At 75.6% G+C, this 17,277-nt stretch carries 16 protein-coding genes and 1 pseudogene; 12 read left to right on the forward strand and 5 right to left on the reverse strand.

Going from position 1 to position 17,277, the window contains the following annotated elements; genetic code table 11:
- Positions 1-36: 36 nt before the first annotated feature.
- The 8 genes and pseudogenes from pdxT (at position 37) to R3E88_04700 (ending at position 8,068) form a co-directional block, all read left to right on the forward strand.
- On the forward strand, positions 37-606 hold the full coding sequence (gene pdxT / locus R3E88_04665) for a pyridoxal 5'-phosphate synthase glutaminase subunit PdxT (GenBank protein ID MEZ4215748.1): 570 nt from the start codon (positions 37-39) through the stop codon (positions 604-606).
- Positions 607-864: 258 nt separating this feature from the next.
- Positions 865-1,347 carry a 30S ribosomal protein S6 gene (gene rpsF, locus R3E88_04670; protein ID MEZ4215749.1) on the forward strand — a complete coding sequence of 161 codons (483 nt, stop codon included), beginning with the start codon at positions 865-867 and terminating at the stop codon, positions 1,345-1,347.
- Positions 1,348-1,541: 194 nt separating this feature from the next.
- Positions 1,542-1,979 (forward strand): annotated as a pseudogene (rpsR, locus tag R3E88_04675) (30S ribosomal protein S18).
- A gap of 11 nt (positions 1,980-1,990) precedes the next feature.
- Complete coding sequence (rplI, locus tag R3E88_04680) at positions 1,991-2,524, forward strand: 50S ribosomal protein L9 (protein MEZ4215750.1); 534 nt, start codon at positions 1,991-1,993, stop codon at positions 2,522-2,524.
- A 329-nt stretch (positions 2,525-2,853) separates the two neighbouring features.
- Positions 2,854-4,368, forward strand: coding sequence for a replicative DNA helicase (gene dnaB / locus R3E88_04685; GenBank protein MEZ4215751.1), 1,515 nt, complete (start codon positions 2,854-2,856; stop codon positions 4,366-4,368).
- A 26-nt stretch (positions 4,369-4,394) separates the two neighbouring features.
- Positions 4,395-5,312 carry an LD-carboxypeptidase gene (locus R3E88_04690; GenBank protein ID MEZ4215752.1) on the forward strand — a complete coding sequence of 306 codons (918 nt, stop codon included), beginning with the start codon at positions 4,395-4,397 and terminating at the stop codon, positions 5,310-5,312.
- 31 nt (positions 5,313-5,343) lie between these two features.
- Positions 5,344-6,507 carry a serine hydrolase domain-containing protein gene (locus tag R3E88_04695; GenBank protein ID MEZ4215753.1) on the forward strand — a complete coding sequence of 388 codons (1,164 nt, stop codon included), beginning with the start codon at positions 5,344-5,346 and terminating at the stop codon, positions 6,505-6,507.
- Positions 6,497-8,068 (forward strand): Mur ligase family protein, encoded by a 1,572-nt coding sequence (locus R3E88_04700; GenBank protein MEZ4215754.1) that lies wholly within the window; start codon positions 6,497-6,499, stop codon positions 8,066-8,068. Before R3E88_04695 ends, R3E88_04700 begins: the two co-directional genes overlap by 11 nt.
- 25 nt (positions 8,069-8,093) lie before the next feature.
- Here R3E88_04700 and R3E88_04705 read toward each other — a convergent pair whose 3' ends face one another.
- A complete protein-coding gene (locus R3E88_04705; protein ID MEZ4215755.1) occupies positions 8,094-8,495 on the reverse strand; it encodes a nuclear transport factor 2 family protein in 402 nt (133 codons plus the stop codon).
- Positions 8,496-8,715: 220 nt separating this feature from the next.
- On the opposite strand from R3E88_04705, the gene R3E88_04710 reads away from it, so the two are divergent.
- Positions 8,716-9,432 (forward strand): hypothetical protein, encoded by a 717-nt coding sequence (locus tag R3E88_04710; GenBank protein MEZ4215756.1) that lies wholly within the window; start codon positions 8,716-8,718, stop codon positions 9,430-9,432.
- Here R3E88_04710 and R3E88_04715 read toward each other — a convergent pair.
- Positions 9,429-10,202 carry a GDSL-type esterase/lipase family protein gene (locus R3E88_04715; protein ID MEZ4215757.1) on the reverse strand — a complete coding sequence of 258 codons (774 nt, stop codon included), beginning with the start codon at positions 10,200-10,202 and terminating at the stop codon, positions 9,429-9,431. The genes R3E88_04710 and R3E88_04715 overlap by 4 nt on opposite strands.
- A gap of 200 nt (positions 10,203-10,402) precedes the next feature.
- On the opposite strand from R3E88_04715, the gene R3E88_04720 reads away from it, so the two are divergent.
- On the forward strand, positions 10,403-11,299 hold the full coding sequence (locus tag R3E88_04720) for a cytochrome c (GenBank protein MEZ4215758.1): 897 nt from the start codon (positions 10,403-10,405) through the stop codon (positions 11,297-11,299).
- 22 nt (positions 11,300-11,321) lie between these two features.
- Here R3E88_04720 and R3E88_04725 read toward each other — a convergent pair whose 3' ends face one another.
- Complete coding sequence (locus R3E88_04725; protein ID MEZ4215759.1) at positions 11,322-12,338, reverse strand: hypothetical protein; 1,017 nt, start codon at positions 12,336-12,338, stop codon at positions 11,322-11,324.
- Between the two features lie 861 nt (positions 12,339-13,199).
- Positions 13,200-14,009, reverse strand: a complete 810-nt coding sequence (gene thiD / locus R3E88_04730; GenBank protein ID MEZ4215760.1) for a bifunctional hydroxymethylpyrimidine kinase/phosphomethylpyrimidine kinase — start codon at positions 14,007-14,009, stop codon at positions 13,200-13,202.
- A 96-nt stretch (positions 14,010-14,105) separates the two neighbouring features.
- Between thiD and R3E88_04735 the strand changes: the two genes are divergently transcribed.
- Positions 14,106-14,924, forward strand: coding sequence for a hypothetical protein (locus tag R3E88_04735; protein MEZ4215761.1), 819 nt, complete (start codon positions 14,106-14,108; stop codon positions 14,922-14,924).
- Between the two features lie 27 nt (positions 14,925-14,951).
- Here the strand turns inward: R3E88_04735 and R3E88_04740 are convergent, their stop codons facing one another.
- Positions 14,952-16,070, reverse strand: coding sequence for an Mrp/NBP35 family ATP-binding protein (locus R3E88_04740; GenBank protein MEZ4215762.1), 1,119 nt, complete (start codon positions 16,068-16,070; stop codon positions 14,952-14,954).
- Between the two features lie 158 nt (positions 16,071-16,228).
- Here R3E88_04740 and R3E88_04745 point away from each other — a divergent pair, with 158 nt between their 5' ends.
- Positions 16,229-17,263 carry a hypothetical protein gene (locus R3E88_04745; protein ID MEZ4215763.1) on the forward strand — a complete coding sequence of 345 codons (1,035 nt, stop codon included), beginning with the start codon at positions 16,229-16,231 and terminating at the stop codon, positions 17,261-17,263.
- The last annotated feature ends 14 nt before the right edge of the window (positions 17,264-17,277 follow it).

The following is a 17,277-nucleotide window of genomic DNA, read 5'->3' on the forward strand; positions in this document are numbered from 1 at the left end:
CGGGAGCGGAACGGGGTCGAGCGGGCAGGGCGGGACGTGAAGCGCGTCGGCATCCTCGCGATCCAGGGCGACGTCGAGGCGCACGCGGCCGCGCTCGCGCGCTGCGGCGCCGAGCCCGTGCGCGTGCTCCACGCGCGCGAGCTCGACGCGCTCGACGGCCTCGTGCTGCCGGGCGGCGAGTCGACGACGATCTCGAAGGGCATCGCGCGCCTCGCGCTCGCCGAGCCGCTGCGCGCCTTCGCGCGCAGCGGCCGTCCCGTGCTCGGCACGTGCGCGGGCGCGATCCTGCTCGCGCGCGGGGTGCGCAACCACCCCGTGCCGACGCTCGGCCTCCTCGACGCCACCGCCGTGCGCAACGCCTACGGCACCCAGGTCGACTCGTTCGCCGCGCCCGCCGACCCCGGCGGCGCGCTCCCCGGGCTGCGCTGCGTGTTCATCCGCGCCCCGCGCCTCGAGCAGCTCGGCCCGGCCGTCGAGACGCTCGTCCGCGTCGACGGCGCGCCCGTCCTCGTGCGCGAAGGCGGCATCCTCGCCGCGACCTTCCACCCCGAGCTCACCGACGACGCGCGCGTGCACGCGCTCGTCGTGGAGGCGGCGGGGGCCTAGGCGCGACGCCGCGCGGGCCCGTCGTCGTCGGCCCGGCCGCGCGGCGGGGCCGACGACGACGGGCCCGCTTGCGCGCGTCGCCGCCCCCGCGCTACACCCCCGCCCTCACAGCCGCCCGCGCGCGCCCGGGGCCGCGGGCTCCATCGACGCTCACTCAGTCCTCGCGCGCCTGCCGCTCGCACCCGCCGCGGCAGGGGGGCCCACATCGGGCCGGACGGCGAGGGCTCGGACCCGAGGGTCCGTCCACGAGGAGGCATTGTGCGGGAATACGAGACCATGTTCGTCGTGCAGCCGGAGATCTCCGACGAGGGATCGGCGGCCATCCTCGCCCGGCTCGACGCCGAGCTCGAGAAGGCGGGCTCCGTGCGCCTGCTCTGCGAGGACTGGGGCAAGCGCAAGCTCGCCTACGAGATCGAGAACTTCCACAAGGGCCACTACCGCATCCTGCGCTTCCTCGACGACGGCCAGGTGATCCCGCCGCTCGAGCGCGCGCTGCGTTTCGAAGAGTCGGTGCTGCGCTTCCTCACGGTGCTCGTGGAGGAGGAGGTCACCGACATCGAGGCGCGGAAGGCGCGCGCCGCGATCGAGGAGCAGGAGCAGGAGAAGCGCGCGGCCGAGCGCGCGGAGCGCGAGGCGGAGGAGGCGCGCAAGCGCGCCGAGCAGGACCGCGCGCGCGAGGACGACGACGACTCGGGCGACGCGGACGACGACGACGACGCGCGCGGCGACGAGGAGGAGTGAGCATGAGCGAATCGAACTCGGGCGACGGGCCGAAGACCACGGTTCCCGGCATCCCTCCGACGGGTGACCTCCGCAAGCCGCGCCCCGGCGGCGACGGTCCGCCGCGCGGCGACCGCGACGGCGGCGGCTACCGCGGCGGTGACCGCGGCGGCGACCGCGAAGGCGGCTTCGGCGGTGGTGGGGGCGGCTACCGCGGCGGCGATCGCGAGGGCGGCTTCGGCGGCGGCGGTGGCGGATTCCGCGGCGGCGACCGCGAGGGCGGCTTCGGCGGTGGCGGCGGTGGCTTCCGCGGCGGCGACCGCGACGGCGGCGGCTTCCGCGGCCGCCGCGACGACCGGCCGCGCCCCCCGCAGACCGTGAAGGCGCGCCTGCGCGCGAAGGCCCGCAAGAAGGCGCGCAAGCAGAAGAAGAAGATGTTCCAGCGCCGGAAGGTCTGCCGCTTCTGCGCGGACAAGAAGCTGGCCATCGACTACAAGGAGCCGAAGACGCTGCGCCTCTTCCTCACGGAGACGGGCAAGCTCATCCCGCGGCGCATCTCGGGCAACTGCGCGAAGCACCAGCGTCCGCTGTCGCTCGCGGTCAAGCGCGCACGGCACGTCGCGCTGCTCCCCTACTCGACGAGCCACATCTAGGAGGGCGTGCCGTGGGCAAGGTGAAGGTGATCCTGCGCGAGGACATGCCGAAGCTCGGCGACGCGGGCGACGTCGTCGAGGTGAAGCCCGGCTACGCGCGCAACTACCTCATTCCGCAGGGCATCGCGCTGCCGGCGACGGCGGCGCGCGTGAACGAGATCGAGCACCACCGGCGCATCATCGCCGAGCGCCAGGCCGCGCTGCTGAAGGACCTGAAGGCGGCGGCCACGAAGATCCGCGCGATGGACCTCTCGTTCGAGGCGCACGCGGGCGACGCCGGCAAGCTCTTCGGGTCGATCACGCCGGCGATGATCGCGGCGCGCATCGCCGAGCAGGGCATCGAGCTCGACCGGCGCAAGATCCAGAGCGAGCCGATCAAGTCCGTCGGCGAGCACGCGATCAAGATCCGGCTGCAGAAGGAGCTCGTCGTCGACGTGAAGATCCAGGTCACGGCGGCGGCCGCGCCCGACGCGGACGCCGACGCGGACGCACTGCTCGCCGAGGAGCCCGAGCCGATCGGCTTCGGCTCGATGGACGAGTACTAGCCGGCGCGCGAACGCCGTTTTCCGGATCGAAGGGGCCCGGGCGTCGCACGCGACACCCGGGCCTCGCTGCTTCGCGCATCGCGCGCGCCGTCGACGCGATCGCACCGACGCTCCGCGTCGCTTCGCGGGTATACTCGCGCGGCTGCGTTCGTCGTCGGTCGTCGCGTCGCCATCGCGGCTCTGATGCTTCGCGAGCCTCCTCGCCGCGCGGTCGCGCTGCGCGAGGGGCGGCGTCGCTCGGGGCGGCGTCGGCTCGGAGTCCGGAGCGCGGCGCGAGCCCGCCGGAGCTCGACGTGGGCCCCGCCGGAGCGCTGCAGGAGGGGAGGGGGATGTCGCTCACCGGCGACGTGATCGGCCGCGGCGGTGCGCCCTTCGCGCGCGACGGCGCCGGGGACCGACGCCGGCGCGGCGAGCGCGCGGGCGCGGCGGGCGACGTCGCGGGTCGCGTCCCGCCGAGCGACGTCGAGGCCGAGAAGGCCGTGCTGTCCGCGATCATGATCGATCCGGACGTCTTCCATCAGGTCTTCGACCAGCTCTCGCCCGACGACTTCTACCACCCGGCCCACCAGGTGCTGTACCGCGCGATGATCACGCTGCGCGATCGCAGCCAGCCGGTCGACATCGTCGTGCTCGCCGACCACCTGCGCGCCGAGGCGCAGCTCGAGGCGGTGGGCGGCGCCGCCGTCCTCGCCGAGATCAGCGACTTCGAGGCGACGCCGGCGAACGCCGGGCACTACGCGGCGATCGTGCGCGACTGCGCGGTCAAGCGGCGCCTCATCCACGTGGCGAGCGAGATCGTCGCGGCGGGCTTCGACGCGACGGAGCCTTCGAGCCAGCTGCTCGACGTCGCGGAGAGCCGCATCTTCGAGCTGTCGCAGACGCACGCGAAGAGCTCGCTCGCGCCGCTCGACGAGAAGCTCGACGACGCGTTCAACCACATCGAGATGCTGATGACGCGGGGCGGCGACCTGACCGGCTGCCCCACCGGCTTCCGCGAGCTCGACAAGATGACGGGCGGCCTGCAGCCCGGCGACCTCGTGATCGTCGCGGCGCGCCCCTCGATGGGCAAGACGGCGCTCACGCTCAACATCGCGCGCAACGCGGCGCTCCTGCACGACAAGCACGTCGCCGTCTTCTCGCTCGAGATGACGACGCGCTCGCTCGTCATGCGGCTGCTCTCGTCCGAGGCCCAGATCGACTTCTCGCTCTTCCACAAGGGCATGATCTCGGTCGACGCGCACAAGCGGCTCGTGGAGGCGGCGGGCAACCTGTCGCGCGCGGGGCTGTGGATCGACGAGACGGCCGGGCCGACCGTGCTCGAGATGCGCGCGAAGTGCCGTCGGCTGCACGCACAGCAGGGGCTCGACCTCGTGATCGTCGACTACCTGCAGCTCGCGCACGGCGACGGGCGCATCGACAGCCGCGAGCAGGAGATCAGCCAGATCAGCCGCGGCCTGAAGGGGCTCGCGAAGGAGCTGAACATCCCGGTCATCGCGCTCTCGCAGCTCAACCGCGGCCCCGAGTCGCGCGGCGCGGAGGACAAGCGCCCGATGCTGTCGGACCTGCGCGAGTCGGGCGCGATCGAGCAGGACGCCGACGTGATCGGCTTCATCTATCGCGACGTCGTCTACAACAAGGCGACGGAGTATCCCGACAAGGCGGAGCTCATCATCGCCAAGCAGCGCAACGGCCCCGTCGGCACCGTGCCGCTCAAGTTCGAGGGGCGTTTCGCGCGCTTCACCGACTGGGAGCAGGACGACTTCGACGAGCCCTACGGCCACAGCACGTTCGGCGGCATGGACGCGGGCTACGGCGGCGCCGGCGACGCGGACGAGCCGTTCTAGTGCGCGCGACGGGAGCGCATCGCTAGGTGCCGAGGCTCGTCCGAGCGCGCGCCGTCGCGCGCGGCGCGCGCATCGGCATCGCCGCGCCGGCGGCGCGCGTCGACCGCGACGCGCTCGAGGCCGGTGAGCAGCTCGTGCGCGAGCTCGGCTACGAGCCCGTGCGGCGCGGCGACCCGACCGCCGCCTGCGGCTACTTCGCGGGCGACGACGCGCGCCGCGCGCGCGAGCTCGCCGACCTGTGGAGCGACCCGGGCATCGCGGCCGTGCTGTGCGCGCGCGGCGGCTACGGCTGCCACCGCTACGCGGATCGCCTCGACGCGGCGCTCGTGCGCGCCGCGCGCAAGCCGCTCGTCGGCTACAGCGACGTCACGACGCTGCTGCTCTGGCAGCGTCGCGCGGCGGGCCTCACGGGCGTGCACGGGCCCATGCTCGAGCGCGCGGGCGACGCCCAGCGCGACGCGCTCGCGCGCGCGTTCGCGCTGCTCGAGGGCGAGGTGCCCGCGCCGATGCAGGGCCGCGGCGTGCGCGGCGCGCGCGTCGAGGGGCGCCTCACCGGCGGCTCGCTCACGCTCGTCGCGGCGAGCCTCGGGACGCCGTGGGAGGTCGACACGCGCGGCGCCATCCTGCTGCTCGAGGACGTGAACGAGGCGCCGTTCCGCATCGACCGCATGCTGCAGTCGCTGCGCGTCGCCGGGAAGCTCGCGGCGTGCGAGGGCATCGCGCTGGGCGCGATGGTAGGCTGCGACGACGCGCGCCATCCCGACTGGACGGTCGAACGCATCGTCGCCGAGTGCGCCGAGGCGCTCGGCCTGCCGCTCGTCACCGGGCTTCCGTTCGGTCACGTCGAGGACAACCGCGCGTGGACGCTCGGCGCGCGCGCCGCGCTCGACCCCGAGCGCGGCACACTCGCGCAGCTCGAATCGGGGGTGAGCCGGAGATCATGACGAGCTCGATCGGCACGACGGACGCGCCGCGATGAAGTGGAGCGTCATCAAGCGCAAGCTCGCCAAGGTCGACCGCCTGCTCGACAAGGCGATCGATGCGGCGGAGATGCCCGGCGCGGTGGTCTACGCGCGCATGCACCGCGACGGCGAGCTGCTCGAGCACGTCTCGGAGCGCGGCTTCGCGGTCGTGCGGCCGGAGCGCATCGCGATGCGGCGCGAGACGGTCTTCGACGTCGCGTCGCTGACGAAGCCCGTCGCGACGGCGACGGCCATCGCGCTGCTCGCGCACGACGGGAAGCTCGGCATCGACGATCCGGTCGCGAGCGTGCTGCCGGTGTTCGCGCAGGCGGACAAGGAGGCGGTGACGTTCCGCCACCTGCTCACGCACTCGGCCGGCCTGCGCCCCTGGCGCCCCTTCCACGAGGAGCTCCGCGCGCGCGAGAAGAAGAGCTTCGATCGGCTCGTGCAGACGCCGGCCGGCCGCGAGTGGATCGTCGACCGCGTGCTGCGCTCGAACCTCGTGCACGCGACCGGCGAGGCCGCCGTGTACGGCGACCTCGACTTCATCGTGCTCGGCGCAGCGGTCGAGGCGGCGAGCGGGCAGCGCCTCGACGCGTTCTGCCGCGAGCGCATCTTCGGCCCGCTCGGGCTCGCGAACACGTTCTTCGTGCCGCTCCCCGAGGACGGCGCGCCGATCGAGGTGCCCGACGCCGAGCGCCGACGCCATGCGGCGACCGAGAACTGCCCGTGGCGCGACCGCATCCTGTGGGGCGAGGTGCACGACCCGAACGCCTCGGCGATGGGAGGCGTGGCCGGCCACGCCGGGCTCTTCTCGACCGCCGACGACCTGATGACCTTCGCACAGGCGTGGCTCGACGTGTGGCACGGCCGCAGCGAGGTGCTCCCGCGCGAGCAGGTGCTCGCGTTCTCCGAGCGGCAGGGCATTCCGGAGGGCTCGGACTGGGCGCTCGGCTGGGACACGCCGACCGCCGGCGCGTCGTCGTCGGGCGCGCACTTCGGCCCGCGCTCGATCGGCCACCTCGGCTTCACCGGCACGTCGCTGTGGATCGACCTCGAGCAGGAGGCGATCGTCGTCCTGCTCACGAACCGCCACCACCTCGTCGAGAAGCGCAGCAAGTTCACGCTCCGCGCCGAGATCCACGACGCGGTGATGGAAGCCTTCCTTGCCGGATAGCCCGAGCGCGCGCGGCCCGCAGCGCATCCACTTCGTCGCGATCGGCGGCACCGGGATGGGCGCGCTCGCCGGTCTGTGCAAGCGGCGCGGCCTCGCGGTCACGGGCTCGGACAAGAAGCTCTATCCGCCCATGAGCACGAAGCTCGAGGAGTGGGGCATCGAGGTCGACGAGGGCTTCGCGGCCCGTCACGTCACGAGCCGCGACCCGGACCTCGTCGTGATCGGCAACGCCGTGCGCAAGGACAACCCGGAGGCGAAGGCGACGATCCGCGCCGGCCTCCCCTACATGTCCTTCCCCGATGCGCTCTTCGCGCTCGCGATGCGCGACAAGCGGCGCATCGTCGTCGCCGGGACCCACGGCAAGACGACGACGACGACGATGATCGCGTCGATGCTCCATCATCTCGGGCGCGACCCGTCGTTCCTGATCGGCGGAATCCCGGTCGAGTTCGGCGACAGCTTCCGCGACGGCGGGGGCGAGGACTTCGTCGTCGAGGGCGACGAGTACGACACCGCGTTCTTCGACAAGACGCCGAAGTTCCTCCACTACGAGCCCGACCTGCTCGTGATCACGTCCGTCGAGTTCGACCACGCCGACATCTACCGCGACCTCGACCACGTGAAGGAGGCGTTCCGCACGCTCGTCGCGCGCATGCCGGCCGACGGCATCGTCTTCGCCGCGACCGACCAGGAGGGCGTCGCCGACGTCGTGCGCGACGCGCCGTGCCGCGTCGTCTCGTACGGCGTCGATCGCGACGGCGCGCCGTCGCAGGCCGAGTACCGCGGCACGTCGGTGACGGTCGGGCCGCACGGCACGGGCTTCCAGCTGACGCTCCCGCGCGAGGACGGCCTCCACGCCTTCGGCGTCGGCATCCGCGCGGCGGGCCACTTCAACGCCGAGAACGCCGTCGCCGCGCTCGCGATCGCCGACGTGCTCGGGCTCCCGATGCTCGAGGCGTCGGCCGCGATGGCGAAGTACCAGGGCGTGAAGCGGCGCATGGAGGTGCGCGGCGTCGCGCGCGGCGTCGTCGTGGTCGACGACTTCGCGCACCACCCGACGGCGGTGACGGTGTCGGTCGCGGCCGCGCGCGAGCGCTTCCGCGCGCGCAAGCTCTTCGCCGTCTTCGAGCCGCGCACGAACACGAGCCGCCGCGCGCTCTTCCAGGACGCCTACGGCCAGGCGTTCGGCCCCGCCGACTGCACCGTCGTGAAGCGCGTCGACACGGGCGACCCGATCTACAGCGCGACCGGCCGCGTCGAGGAGTTCTTCTCGGCCGACATCCTCGTCCAGCGCATCCACTCGAAGGGTCGGGAGGCGATCGCGTTCTCGACGGTGGAGGAGATCGTCGAGTTCCTGGCGCGCGAGGCGCAGGCCGGCGACGTCGTGCTGGTGATGAGCAACGGCAGCTTCGACGGCATCTTCGACAAGCTGTTCGCCGCGCTCGGCGGCCCCGACCCGGGCGGCTATCGCGAGCTCATGCTGCGCGAGGAGCGCGCGCTCGCGCGCCTGAACGCGATCTCGAGCGAGGCCTACGCGCGGCGGCGCGACTTCGGCGAGTGAGCGCGGCGCGCGGGCGGCCCCGCGCTCACGCGTCCATCCAGAAGTCGACGAGCGCGGCCGGGTCGAGCGGCACCGTCCACACCTCGGCCGCGCGACCGTTCGCGACGCGCGCGAGCAGCAGGTACCCGACGTCGATGCGGCGCGAGCCGCGCTCGAGCTTCGCGCGGAACACGATCGCGACGCGTTCGCCGCTCGCGAGCACGTCGACGAGCGTCGCGTCGAAGCTCGCCGTCATCTCGCCGATGCGGACGAGGTAGCCGACCACCTCGTCGACGCCCTCGTGGTCGCCGCGCCACGGGTTGGCGCCCGTCGCGTGCCACACCACGTCGGGGGCGAGGATCTGCGCGAGCGTCTCGGTGTCGCCGCGCGACACCGCGCTCCAGGCGCGGCGCGCGAGCTCCTCGTTGGCGTTCGTCGTCTCGGACATGGCTCCCGTCGCTCCCCTGCCGCGGCCGCGCGCATCATGCCCGAACCCGTGCGAGGCCGGGGAGCGAAAAGGATGCTAGGGAGGCGCGGCCGGGCGCGGGTGCGACGCCGCGCGCCGCGCTCCGGATGGCGGACGCGCGCCGGCGTCGCCGGAGCGCGGCTCGACGACGGGCGGAGCGCGCGGCGCGGGGCGGAGCGCGCGGCGCGAGCGGAGGAGCGCGATGGATCGGAGCCCGCTCGCGCTCGCCGCGCTCCACTTCGCCTCGCTCTACGAGCTCGACGCGCGCGGGCGCATCGCGGCCCTCGCCCCGCCGGCAGAGGGCGCCGCCCCGCGCCTCCACGTCGTGCGCACCGCGCTCGGCACCGTCTGGCGCATGCGCTGCGACCTCCCGCCGGCGCTCGTGCGTCGTCTCTCCGCGCTCGCGGGTCGCGAGGGCCCCTGGCGCGCGGACGCGCCGCTCGAGCGCGCCGAGTTCCTGCGGCGCGCGCTCGCCGACGCGGCACCGGTCGCCGTCCGCGCCGCGGGAATCGCCTTCGCGGGTGCCGACGCCTCGATGCTAGGCGCGCCGTCCGTCGCGGCGGACGTCCGGCCGCTCGCGCCCGGCGACGCGGCGCGCGCACACGGTGGCCTCGGCGACGAGGCGGCGCACTGCGCGCCGGAGCGCGCGCCCGTCGGCGCCTTCGTCGACGGCGCGCTCGTCGCGGTGTGCCGCTGTGCGTCGCGGAGCGCGCGCGAGCCCGCGCAGGCGCGCGTCGCGACTGCCGAGCCGTTCCGCGGGCGCGGGCTCGGCGCAGCCGTCCTCGCGGGCTGGGCGCGCGCCGTGCTCGCCGCGGGCGGCGTACCGCTCCTGCGCGCGGGGGCGGACGACCGCGCCGCGCGCGCGCTCGCCCTGCGCGCGCGCTTCGTCGCCTTCGGCGACGAGCACGCCTGGGACTAACGAGCCTCGACCTTCGGAAGCGCGTCGCCGAGCATCGCGTCGAGCGCGTCGCGGACGACGCGCGTCCACACCGCATAGCCCGCCGCCGAGAGGTGGAGGCCGTCGAACCGGAAGAGCGTCCCCGGCGGCGGGCCGTCCTCCTCGCCCGGCGCGCGCAGCGCGAGCATCGGCGTCGCGATGTCGACGTAGGAGAGCGAGGGGTCGGCCGCCGCGAGCGCCGCGATGCGCTCGTTCGCGGCGCGCATCCGCGGCCACAGCTCCCAGCGCAGGCGCGACGGCTTGATCGCGACGAACGCGATCGGCGCGCGGCTCCCGCCGTCGCGCACGAAGGCGACGAGGCGCTCGAAGTCGGCGACCACGCGGTCCGCCGAGGCGCCCGCGCCGATGTCGTTGTCGCCGGCGTACACGACGATCGCGGAGGGGGCATAGGGCGCGACGATGCGCGGCGCGAACGCGACGACGTGGTCCATGTGCGCGCCGCCGAAGCCGCGGTTGAGCACGCGCACGGGCGCCATGTCGCGCTCGAGCGTGTCCCACATGCGGATGCTCGAGCTGCCGACGAAGAGCACGGCCCCGGGCGCGGGCATCGACGCGCGGTCGGCCGCCTCGAAGGCCTCGATCTCGTCCTCCCAGAACGACGCCTCGGCCGCGCGCGCGAAGAAGACGCGCACGGCGACGGCACCGGCCGCGGCGAGCGCGATCGCGACGCCGGCCGCGATCGCGAGCCGCCGCGGCCAGCGGCGCGCGTGCACTCCGGAGCTCGTCGCCATCCGTGGCCTCCCGTCTTCGCGTCTTCGCGTCGTCGCGGTCGCGCCCGCCGCCGCCGCCGCCGCCGCCGCGACGCGCGCGGGCGCGCGCGAGGTCGCCGCGGCGGCGGCGCGCGTTGCTACGCTGGCGCGCCGTGATTCCCCGCGACTCCGCTCGCGCGTCCCGTCCGCCGCCCCCGCACCGGCGCCGGCGGGCGACTCCAGTGCTCGCGCTCGCGCTCCTCGCGATCGCGTCGCCGCGCATCCTACACGCGGCGGGGGCAGATCCGTCGTCGCCGTCCGCCGTCCTGCGCTTCGAGCGCGACGGTGCGCTCGTGCGGGCGCTTCCGCTCGCCGCACTGCGCGCCGCGTGCCCGACCGAGCGCGTCGACGTCGACGACCCCTACTACCACCGCGCGATGTCGTTCTTCGCGCTCCCGTTCCCGTGCGTCTTCGAGGCGGGCTTCGGCGCCCCGCTCGCGTCGTCCGCGCGCGAGGACTTCTCGCTGCGCGCCCTCGACGGCTACGCCCGCCCCGTCGCGGGCGCGCAGCTCGCCGAGCCGGGCGCGTGGCTCGCGTTCGCGGACGCGTCGCTCACGCCGCGCGCCGCGCTCGACGCCGACCCGCCCGCGCTGCGCTTCGCGCCCATCACGCGGCGCGAGCTCGACCCGGCGCCCTTCTACCTCGTGTGGACCGGCGCCGAGCAGAACGACCCGCACCGCCATCCATGGCCGTTCCAGCTCGTCACGATCGACGAGGTGCCGTTCGCGCGCCGCCATCCGCACACCGTGCCGACGGGCGAGCCGCCGGGCTCGCCCGCGCAGCGCGGCTTCTCCCTCTTCCGCAGCCAGTGCATCGCCTGCCACGCGATCAACGGCGAGGGCGGCGCGGTCGGCCCCGACCTCAACGTGCCGCGGAGCATCGTCGAGTACCGGCCCGTCGCGCAGATCCGCGCCTTCATCCGCGATCCGCGCACGTTCCGCTACTCGGCGATGCCCGCGCACCCGGGGCTCACGGACGCGGACCTCGACGCGCTCGTCGCGTACTTCCGGGCGATGAGCGCGCGCAAGCACGACCCGGGCGGCGCGGGGCGCGCCGCTCCGGACGCGGGCGGCGAGTGAGCCGCGTCGCGCGCGTGCGCGCCTAGCGAACCTCGAGACCGACGGCGCGCATGAGGTCGAGCGCGTTGCTGCGCGCGACGACGCCCGGCCGCAGCCGGTAGTCGAACACGAGCCGCCCGTCCTCGAGCCGGTCCTCGAAGTGGACGTTGCGCACGCGCGGCGCGAGCTCGTCCGCGATCGCGGCGAGCGCGAGGTCGTGCGTCGTCACGAACCCGATCGCGCCGCTCTCGAGCAGCGTCGCGACGATCGCGCGCGCGCCGATCGCGCGGTCGTGCGAGTTGGTGCCGTGCAGGGCCTCGTCGATCAGGAACAGCGCGGGGGCGGCGTCGGGGCTTCGCGCGACGTCGACGATCCGGCGCAGGCGTTCGAGCTCCGCGTAGAAGTGCGACGTCCCGGACTGCAGCGAGTCGACCACCCGCAGCGAGGCGGCGAGCGAGAGCGGCGTGAGCGCGAGCGCGCCGGCGCGCACCGGCGCGCCCGCCTGCGCCATCGCCGCCGCGACGCCGACGGCGCGCAGCAGCGTGCTCTTGCCGGACATGTTCGAGCCGCTCACGACGGCGATCGGCTCGTCGCGCGAGAGCCGCACGTCGTTGCGGACGCAGTGCGCGGCGGCGAGCAGCGGGTGGCCGAGGTCGCGCGCGTCGAAGAGCGGCGCTTCGCTCTCGGACGCGAAGCGCGGGAACGGGTCGCGCGGGTGCTCGTAGGCGTAGGTCGCGAGCGAGAGCAGCGCCTCGAGCTCGCCCGTCGCGTCGAGCCACGCGCGCACGCGTCCGCCGCAGCGCGCGCGCCACGCCGCGATCGCGAGCGCGATCTGCGGCCCCCACAGCAGGAGCGCGCCGATCGGCGCGAAGAGCTGGTTGCGCATCGCGTCGCGCAGCGCGACCCAGCGGCGCAGCCGCGCGATCTCGCGCGCGGCCGAGTGCGCGTCGCTCGCGAGCGCGCGGTGGAGCGCGCGCAGCCGCGCGTCCGGGCTCGCCGCGAACGCGGGCTCGCGTTCGAGCAGTGCGACGACGCGCTCGAGCAGGTCGAGCGAGCGCACGGCGCCGTCGAGCCCGGCGACGGCGCGCCGCGCGCGCGCGCGCGACGAGCGCGGCCGCGGCCTCGAGCGCGGCGACGCCGACGAGCGGCAGCGGGCCCGCGCCGAGCGGCCAGGCGACGAGCGCGGCGACGCCGAGCGCCGCGAGCCCGGCGAGCGCGGCGCGCAGGGCGGGGACGGGCACGGGCGCCGCGCGCTCGGCCCACGCGACGAGGCCGCCCGCGTCGAGCCGCGGCCCCACTTCGTCGCCTACGCGCGCGAGCCGCTCGCGCAGGTCGACGGCGTCGCGGAGCGCCGCGACGGCGCCCTGTCGCGCGACGACCTCGTCCGGTCGCGCGGGCGCGCACAGCCAGCGCGCGAGCGTCGCCTCGCCGAGCGGAGTGCGCGCCGCGCACAGGAGCTCGAAGAGCGAGCCCTCGCCGAACAGGTCGAGGTCGTCGGCGAAGAGCGAGTCGCGCGGGCGGACGGCGTCGCCCGCGCTCCCCGTGCCCGCCCAGCGGTCGTCGATGCGCGCGAGTCCGCGCGCATAGTGCGCGGCCGCGCGGCTCGCCGCGTCGCGCGCGCGCAGCGCGCGGTCGTGCGCGACGACGAGCGCGGCGAATGCGACGAGCGGCGCGAGTGCGACCGCGGGCGCGAGCGTGCGCGGCCCGAACGCGAGCCACGCGCCGAGCGCGCCGGCACCGAACGTCGCGAGCCGCGCGTGCGAGAGCCAGCGGCAGCGGCGCGCGAGTGCCTCGGCGCTGCGCGTCCGCGCGCCGAGGCGCGCCGCGTACTCGGCGCGGGGCGCGCTCGACGCGTCCGCGTCGCCGTCGCTGCGGCCGCCGGCGCCGGGCTGCGACGCGGGCCCGGCCTCGCGCGTTCCGGTCACCCGAGGCCCAGCACGCGCGCGCCGCGTCCGATCGGGCGTGCGGCCGCGATCGCGCGCGCGACGAACGCGCGCGCTCCCGCGACCGCGTCGCGCAGCGGCTCGCCGCGCGCGAGGCGCGCGGCGACGGCCGACGACAGCGCGCAGCCCGTTCCGTGGACGGGGCCCGCGTCGATGCGCTCGCCGGGGAGCCACTCGAGTGCGACCGTGCCGTCGTCGCCGCGGACCGCGAGCAGGTCGTCGGGCGCGCCGTCGCGATGGCCTCCCTTCACGAGCACCGCGCGCGCCCCGAGCTCGAGCGCGAAGACGCGCGCCGCCTCCTCGGCGCCCGCGCGCGTCGACGCGTCGCGCCCCGTGAGCGCGCCGGCCTCCGCGACGTTCGGCGTGACGAGCGCCGCGCGCTGCGCGATCTCGCACAAGGTCGCCCATGCGCGGCGCTCGAGCAGCGCCGTGCCGTCGCTCGCCGCGAGCACCGGGTCGAGCACGATGGGGGTGCCGGGCGCGAGCGCGTCGAGTCCGAGCAGCACGCTGCGCGCGACGTCGTCGGTCGCGAGCATTCCGATCTTCACCGCGGCCGGGGCGACGTCGCGCAGCAGCACGCGCAGCTGCTCGAGCACGACGTTCGGGAACGCGGGCAGCGAGCGGTGCACGCGCTGCGTGTCCTGGATCGTGATCGCGGTGACGACGCCCGCGCCGTGCACGCCGTGCGCGCGGAAGACCTGGAGATCGGCCTGCAGTCCCGCGCCGCCGGTCGGGTCCGAGCCCGCGATCGAGAGCGCGGTGGGAGACGTGACGGCCGGATCGGACATCGGCGCCGATGGTAAGATCGGCCCCCGCTCCGTGCATCCGATCCGACGGGCCCGATGGGGCGACGGGCTCGACGCGCGCGCAGCCGAGGAGGCCAGGTGGAACCCGAGGGCGCGGCGAGCTGGCTTCCCGAGGCATGTGCGGCATGTGCGGCGTGCGCGCGACCGCCCGGGCGTGCGCGCGCGCGCGTGCGGCGGCTCGCGGCGGCGGTGCTCGCCGCGCTCGCGAGCGCGACGGCGGGCGCGCTGCCCGGAGCGCGCGCGGCATTCGCGGAGTCGGCGGCCTCGGCGCCCGCCGACGAGACGTGGTATGCGCAGGAGGTCGCGCGCGGCGATCACGCCTTCCTCGTCACGCACTACTGGTCGAAGGGCGACAAGCTGCGCGCGGAGACCGTGCTCGCCGGGCGTCGCATCGTCACGATCGTGAACGGCGCCACCTACTACACGCTCGACCCGACGCGCGGCGTCGGGCTCGCGATCGAGCGCAGCGCGCTCGCGCGCGCCGGCGACGCGCGTCGCGACCGCCCGTTCGCCGACGACTTCCACGCGCTCGTGCGCGCCGGCGGCGAGCTCGTCGGCACCGAGGCGCTCGGCGGCCAGCCCGTCGAGCGCTACCGGCTCACCAACGAGTCGGGGCGCGTCGAGGTGTGGGTGACGCCGGACCGCAAGCTTCCCGTGCGCGTCGCGCGCTTCCGCCACGCGACGGCCTCGACGGACCAGAAGGACTACGTGAACTGGCTGCGCGGCGTGCCGATCGACGACCGCTTCTTCGAGCCGCCCTCGGGCATCGACGTCGAGCGCATCGGCTACGAGGACTACGTGCGCACGTCGGCGACGAAGCCGCTCGGACCGGCGCCGCCGTTCTACGGCTACCTGCTCCACGGCGAGCCCGAGGGCGACGCGGGCGGCTCGGACTGAGGCGCACTGCGCGCGCCCGCGCGCGGATCAGCTCTGGTTCGTCACCCAGACGATGTTCGGGTCGGCGAGCGCGGGCGTCGTCTCCGCCAGCACCGCGAGCTTGCGCGCGACCGTGCCGGCGAGCTCGCGGAACGCCTGCGCGGCGGGCGAGTCGGGCGCGTCGAGCACGATCGGCCGGCCGCGGTCGCCCGTCTCGACGACGCGCGGGTCGATCGGCACCTCGCCGAGGAAGTCGACGCCGAGCTCCCGCGCGATCCGCGCGCCGCCGCCCTGGCCGAAGATGTAGTACCTGCGATCCGCGAGCTCGGGCTCGGGCGGCGTGAAGTACGACATGTTCTCGACGATGCCGAGCACCGGCACGTTCACCTTCTGGAACATCGCGAGGCCCTTGCGCGCGTCGATCAGCGACAGGTCGTTCGCGGTCGTCACGATCACGGCGCCCGAGAGCGGCGCCTGCTGCGTCAGCGTGAGCGCGGCGTCGCCCGTGCCGGGCGGGCAGTCGACGACGAGGTAGTCGAGCTCGCCCCACTCGACGTCGGTGAGGAACTGGCGCACGAGTCCGTGCACCATCGGGCCGCGCCAGATGACGGGCGAGTCGTCCGTCAGGAAGAAGCCCATCGACATGAGCTTCAGGCCGTGCGCCTCGAGCGGGTAGATGCGCTTGTCGACGGCCGTCGGCCGGCCGCGCGCGCCGGTGAGCAGCGGGAGCGAGGGGCCGTACACGTCCGCGTCGAGCACGCCGACCGTCGCGCCCGTCTCGCGCAGCGCGATGGCGAGGTTGATCGCGGTCGTGCTCTTGCCGACGCCGCCCTTGCCCGACGCGACGGCGATCGTGTTGCGCACGCCCGGGAGCGCCTCGGCAGTGGGGCTCGCGGGCGCGGCGCGCCGCGTCTGCGCCGTCATCGTCACGGCGGCCTCGGCGACGCCCGGCAGCGCCTCGACGCGCTCCTTCGCCGCGCGCTCGAACTCGGCCTTCACGGGGCACGCGGGCGTCGTGAGCTCGATCGCGAACGCGACGCGCGCGCCGCCCGCGCCCGCCTCGATGCGGACGTCCTTCACGAACCCGAGGTCGACGATGCTGCGCTGGAAGTCGGGGTCGACGATGGGGCGGAGCGCGTCGAGCACCTGGCTCTCGGTGACGGACATGGGGTCTCCTGGGAAGCGCGGGGGCGGCAGTCTAGCAGCCGCGCTCGCGCGCTCTCGGCGACGGCACCGCGACGCCGCGCGCGCGGGCAGTGGCTACGCTCGCGCGCGCGGCGCGGGCGACGCGCCCCCGCGAAGCCTGGACCACGGAGACGCGAGCGATGACGGATCTCGACGAGGTGCTCGAGCGCTTCCAGATGGGCGGCCTCGAGTACGGCGGCGGCTTCGCGAACCACGGGCCGATGGCGGCGGAGGCGCTCGTCGCGCTCGGCCATCCCGCGCTCCTCACCGGCTGGGTCGACCTCTACGCGCCGCGCCTTCCGCCGTTCTCGCCGGGGCGCGCGATCGCGCCCGCCGAGCGCGCGGCCGCGCGCGGCGACGCGAGCCGCTTCGCGGACTGGGTGGCGACGTACGAGGCGGAGATCGCGCGCGACGGCGTGCGCGCGGTGCTCGCGCGCGAGGTCGCCGCGCTCGCGCCCGGCCTGTTCGCGGGGGCCGCGCACGGACTGCTGCGCGTCGCGCACGCGGCGCGCGCGATCGGCCGCGGGGAGACGTCGGTGCGCGTGCGCGAGGTCGCGTTCGGGCTCGGCTACTGGGCGGGGAGCTACCAGACGCTGCCCGGCGAGCCGGGGGCGCGCCCCGAGCGCGACCCGATCGACGCGCTGCTCACCCTCGAGCCCGTGCCGCCCGCCGCGCGCGCGGGCGGCGCCTTCACCGATGCCGTCCGCGCGCTCGACGCGCACGCGCCCTTCGCGCGCGCGCTCGCGAGCGCCGACCTGCGCGATGCCGGGAGCGACGCCTTCCTGTCCGCGCTCTGTCGCGCGGGGGCGCGCCTCTATCTCGCGAACCCCGAGGCCCGCATCGCCTACGCGCACGCGGTCACCGCGCCGAGCGCGGTGAGGCTCGTCGCGCCGTGGGTCGACGCCGCGACGCGGCGCGCGCTCGGCACCTTCGCCTATCAAGCCGCGATGGCGCTCCACGCCGTGAGCGCCGCGCGCGCCGAGGGCGGGCCGCCGCCGTCGGCCGAGGCCGTCGCGATGGCGGACGACGTGGACGAGATCCGCTATCGCGCGGCGTGCTCGCTCGGCGAGCACGCGATCAAGCTCGCCGAGGCGTGCCTGCGCGAGGACGCGATCGCGCCGGCGCGCGAGCTGCGGCTCGCCGCCGCCGACGCCGCGGCGCACCTGCAGGGCTGAAGCGCCGCGCGACC

It is taken from the genome of Myxococcota bacterium (assembly GCA_041389495.1).
In the GTDB taxonomy this organism is placed as follows: Bacteria; Myxococcota_A; UBA9160; order UBA9160; family UBA4427; genus JAWKRT01.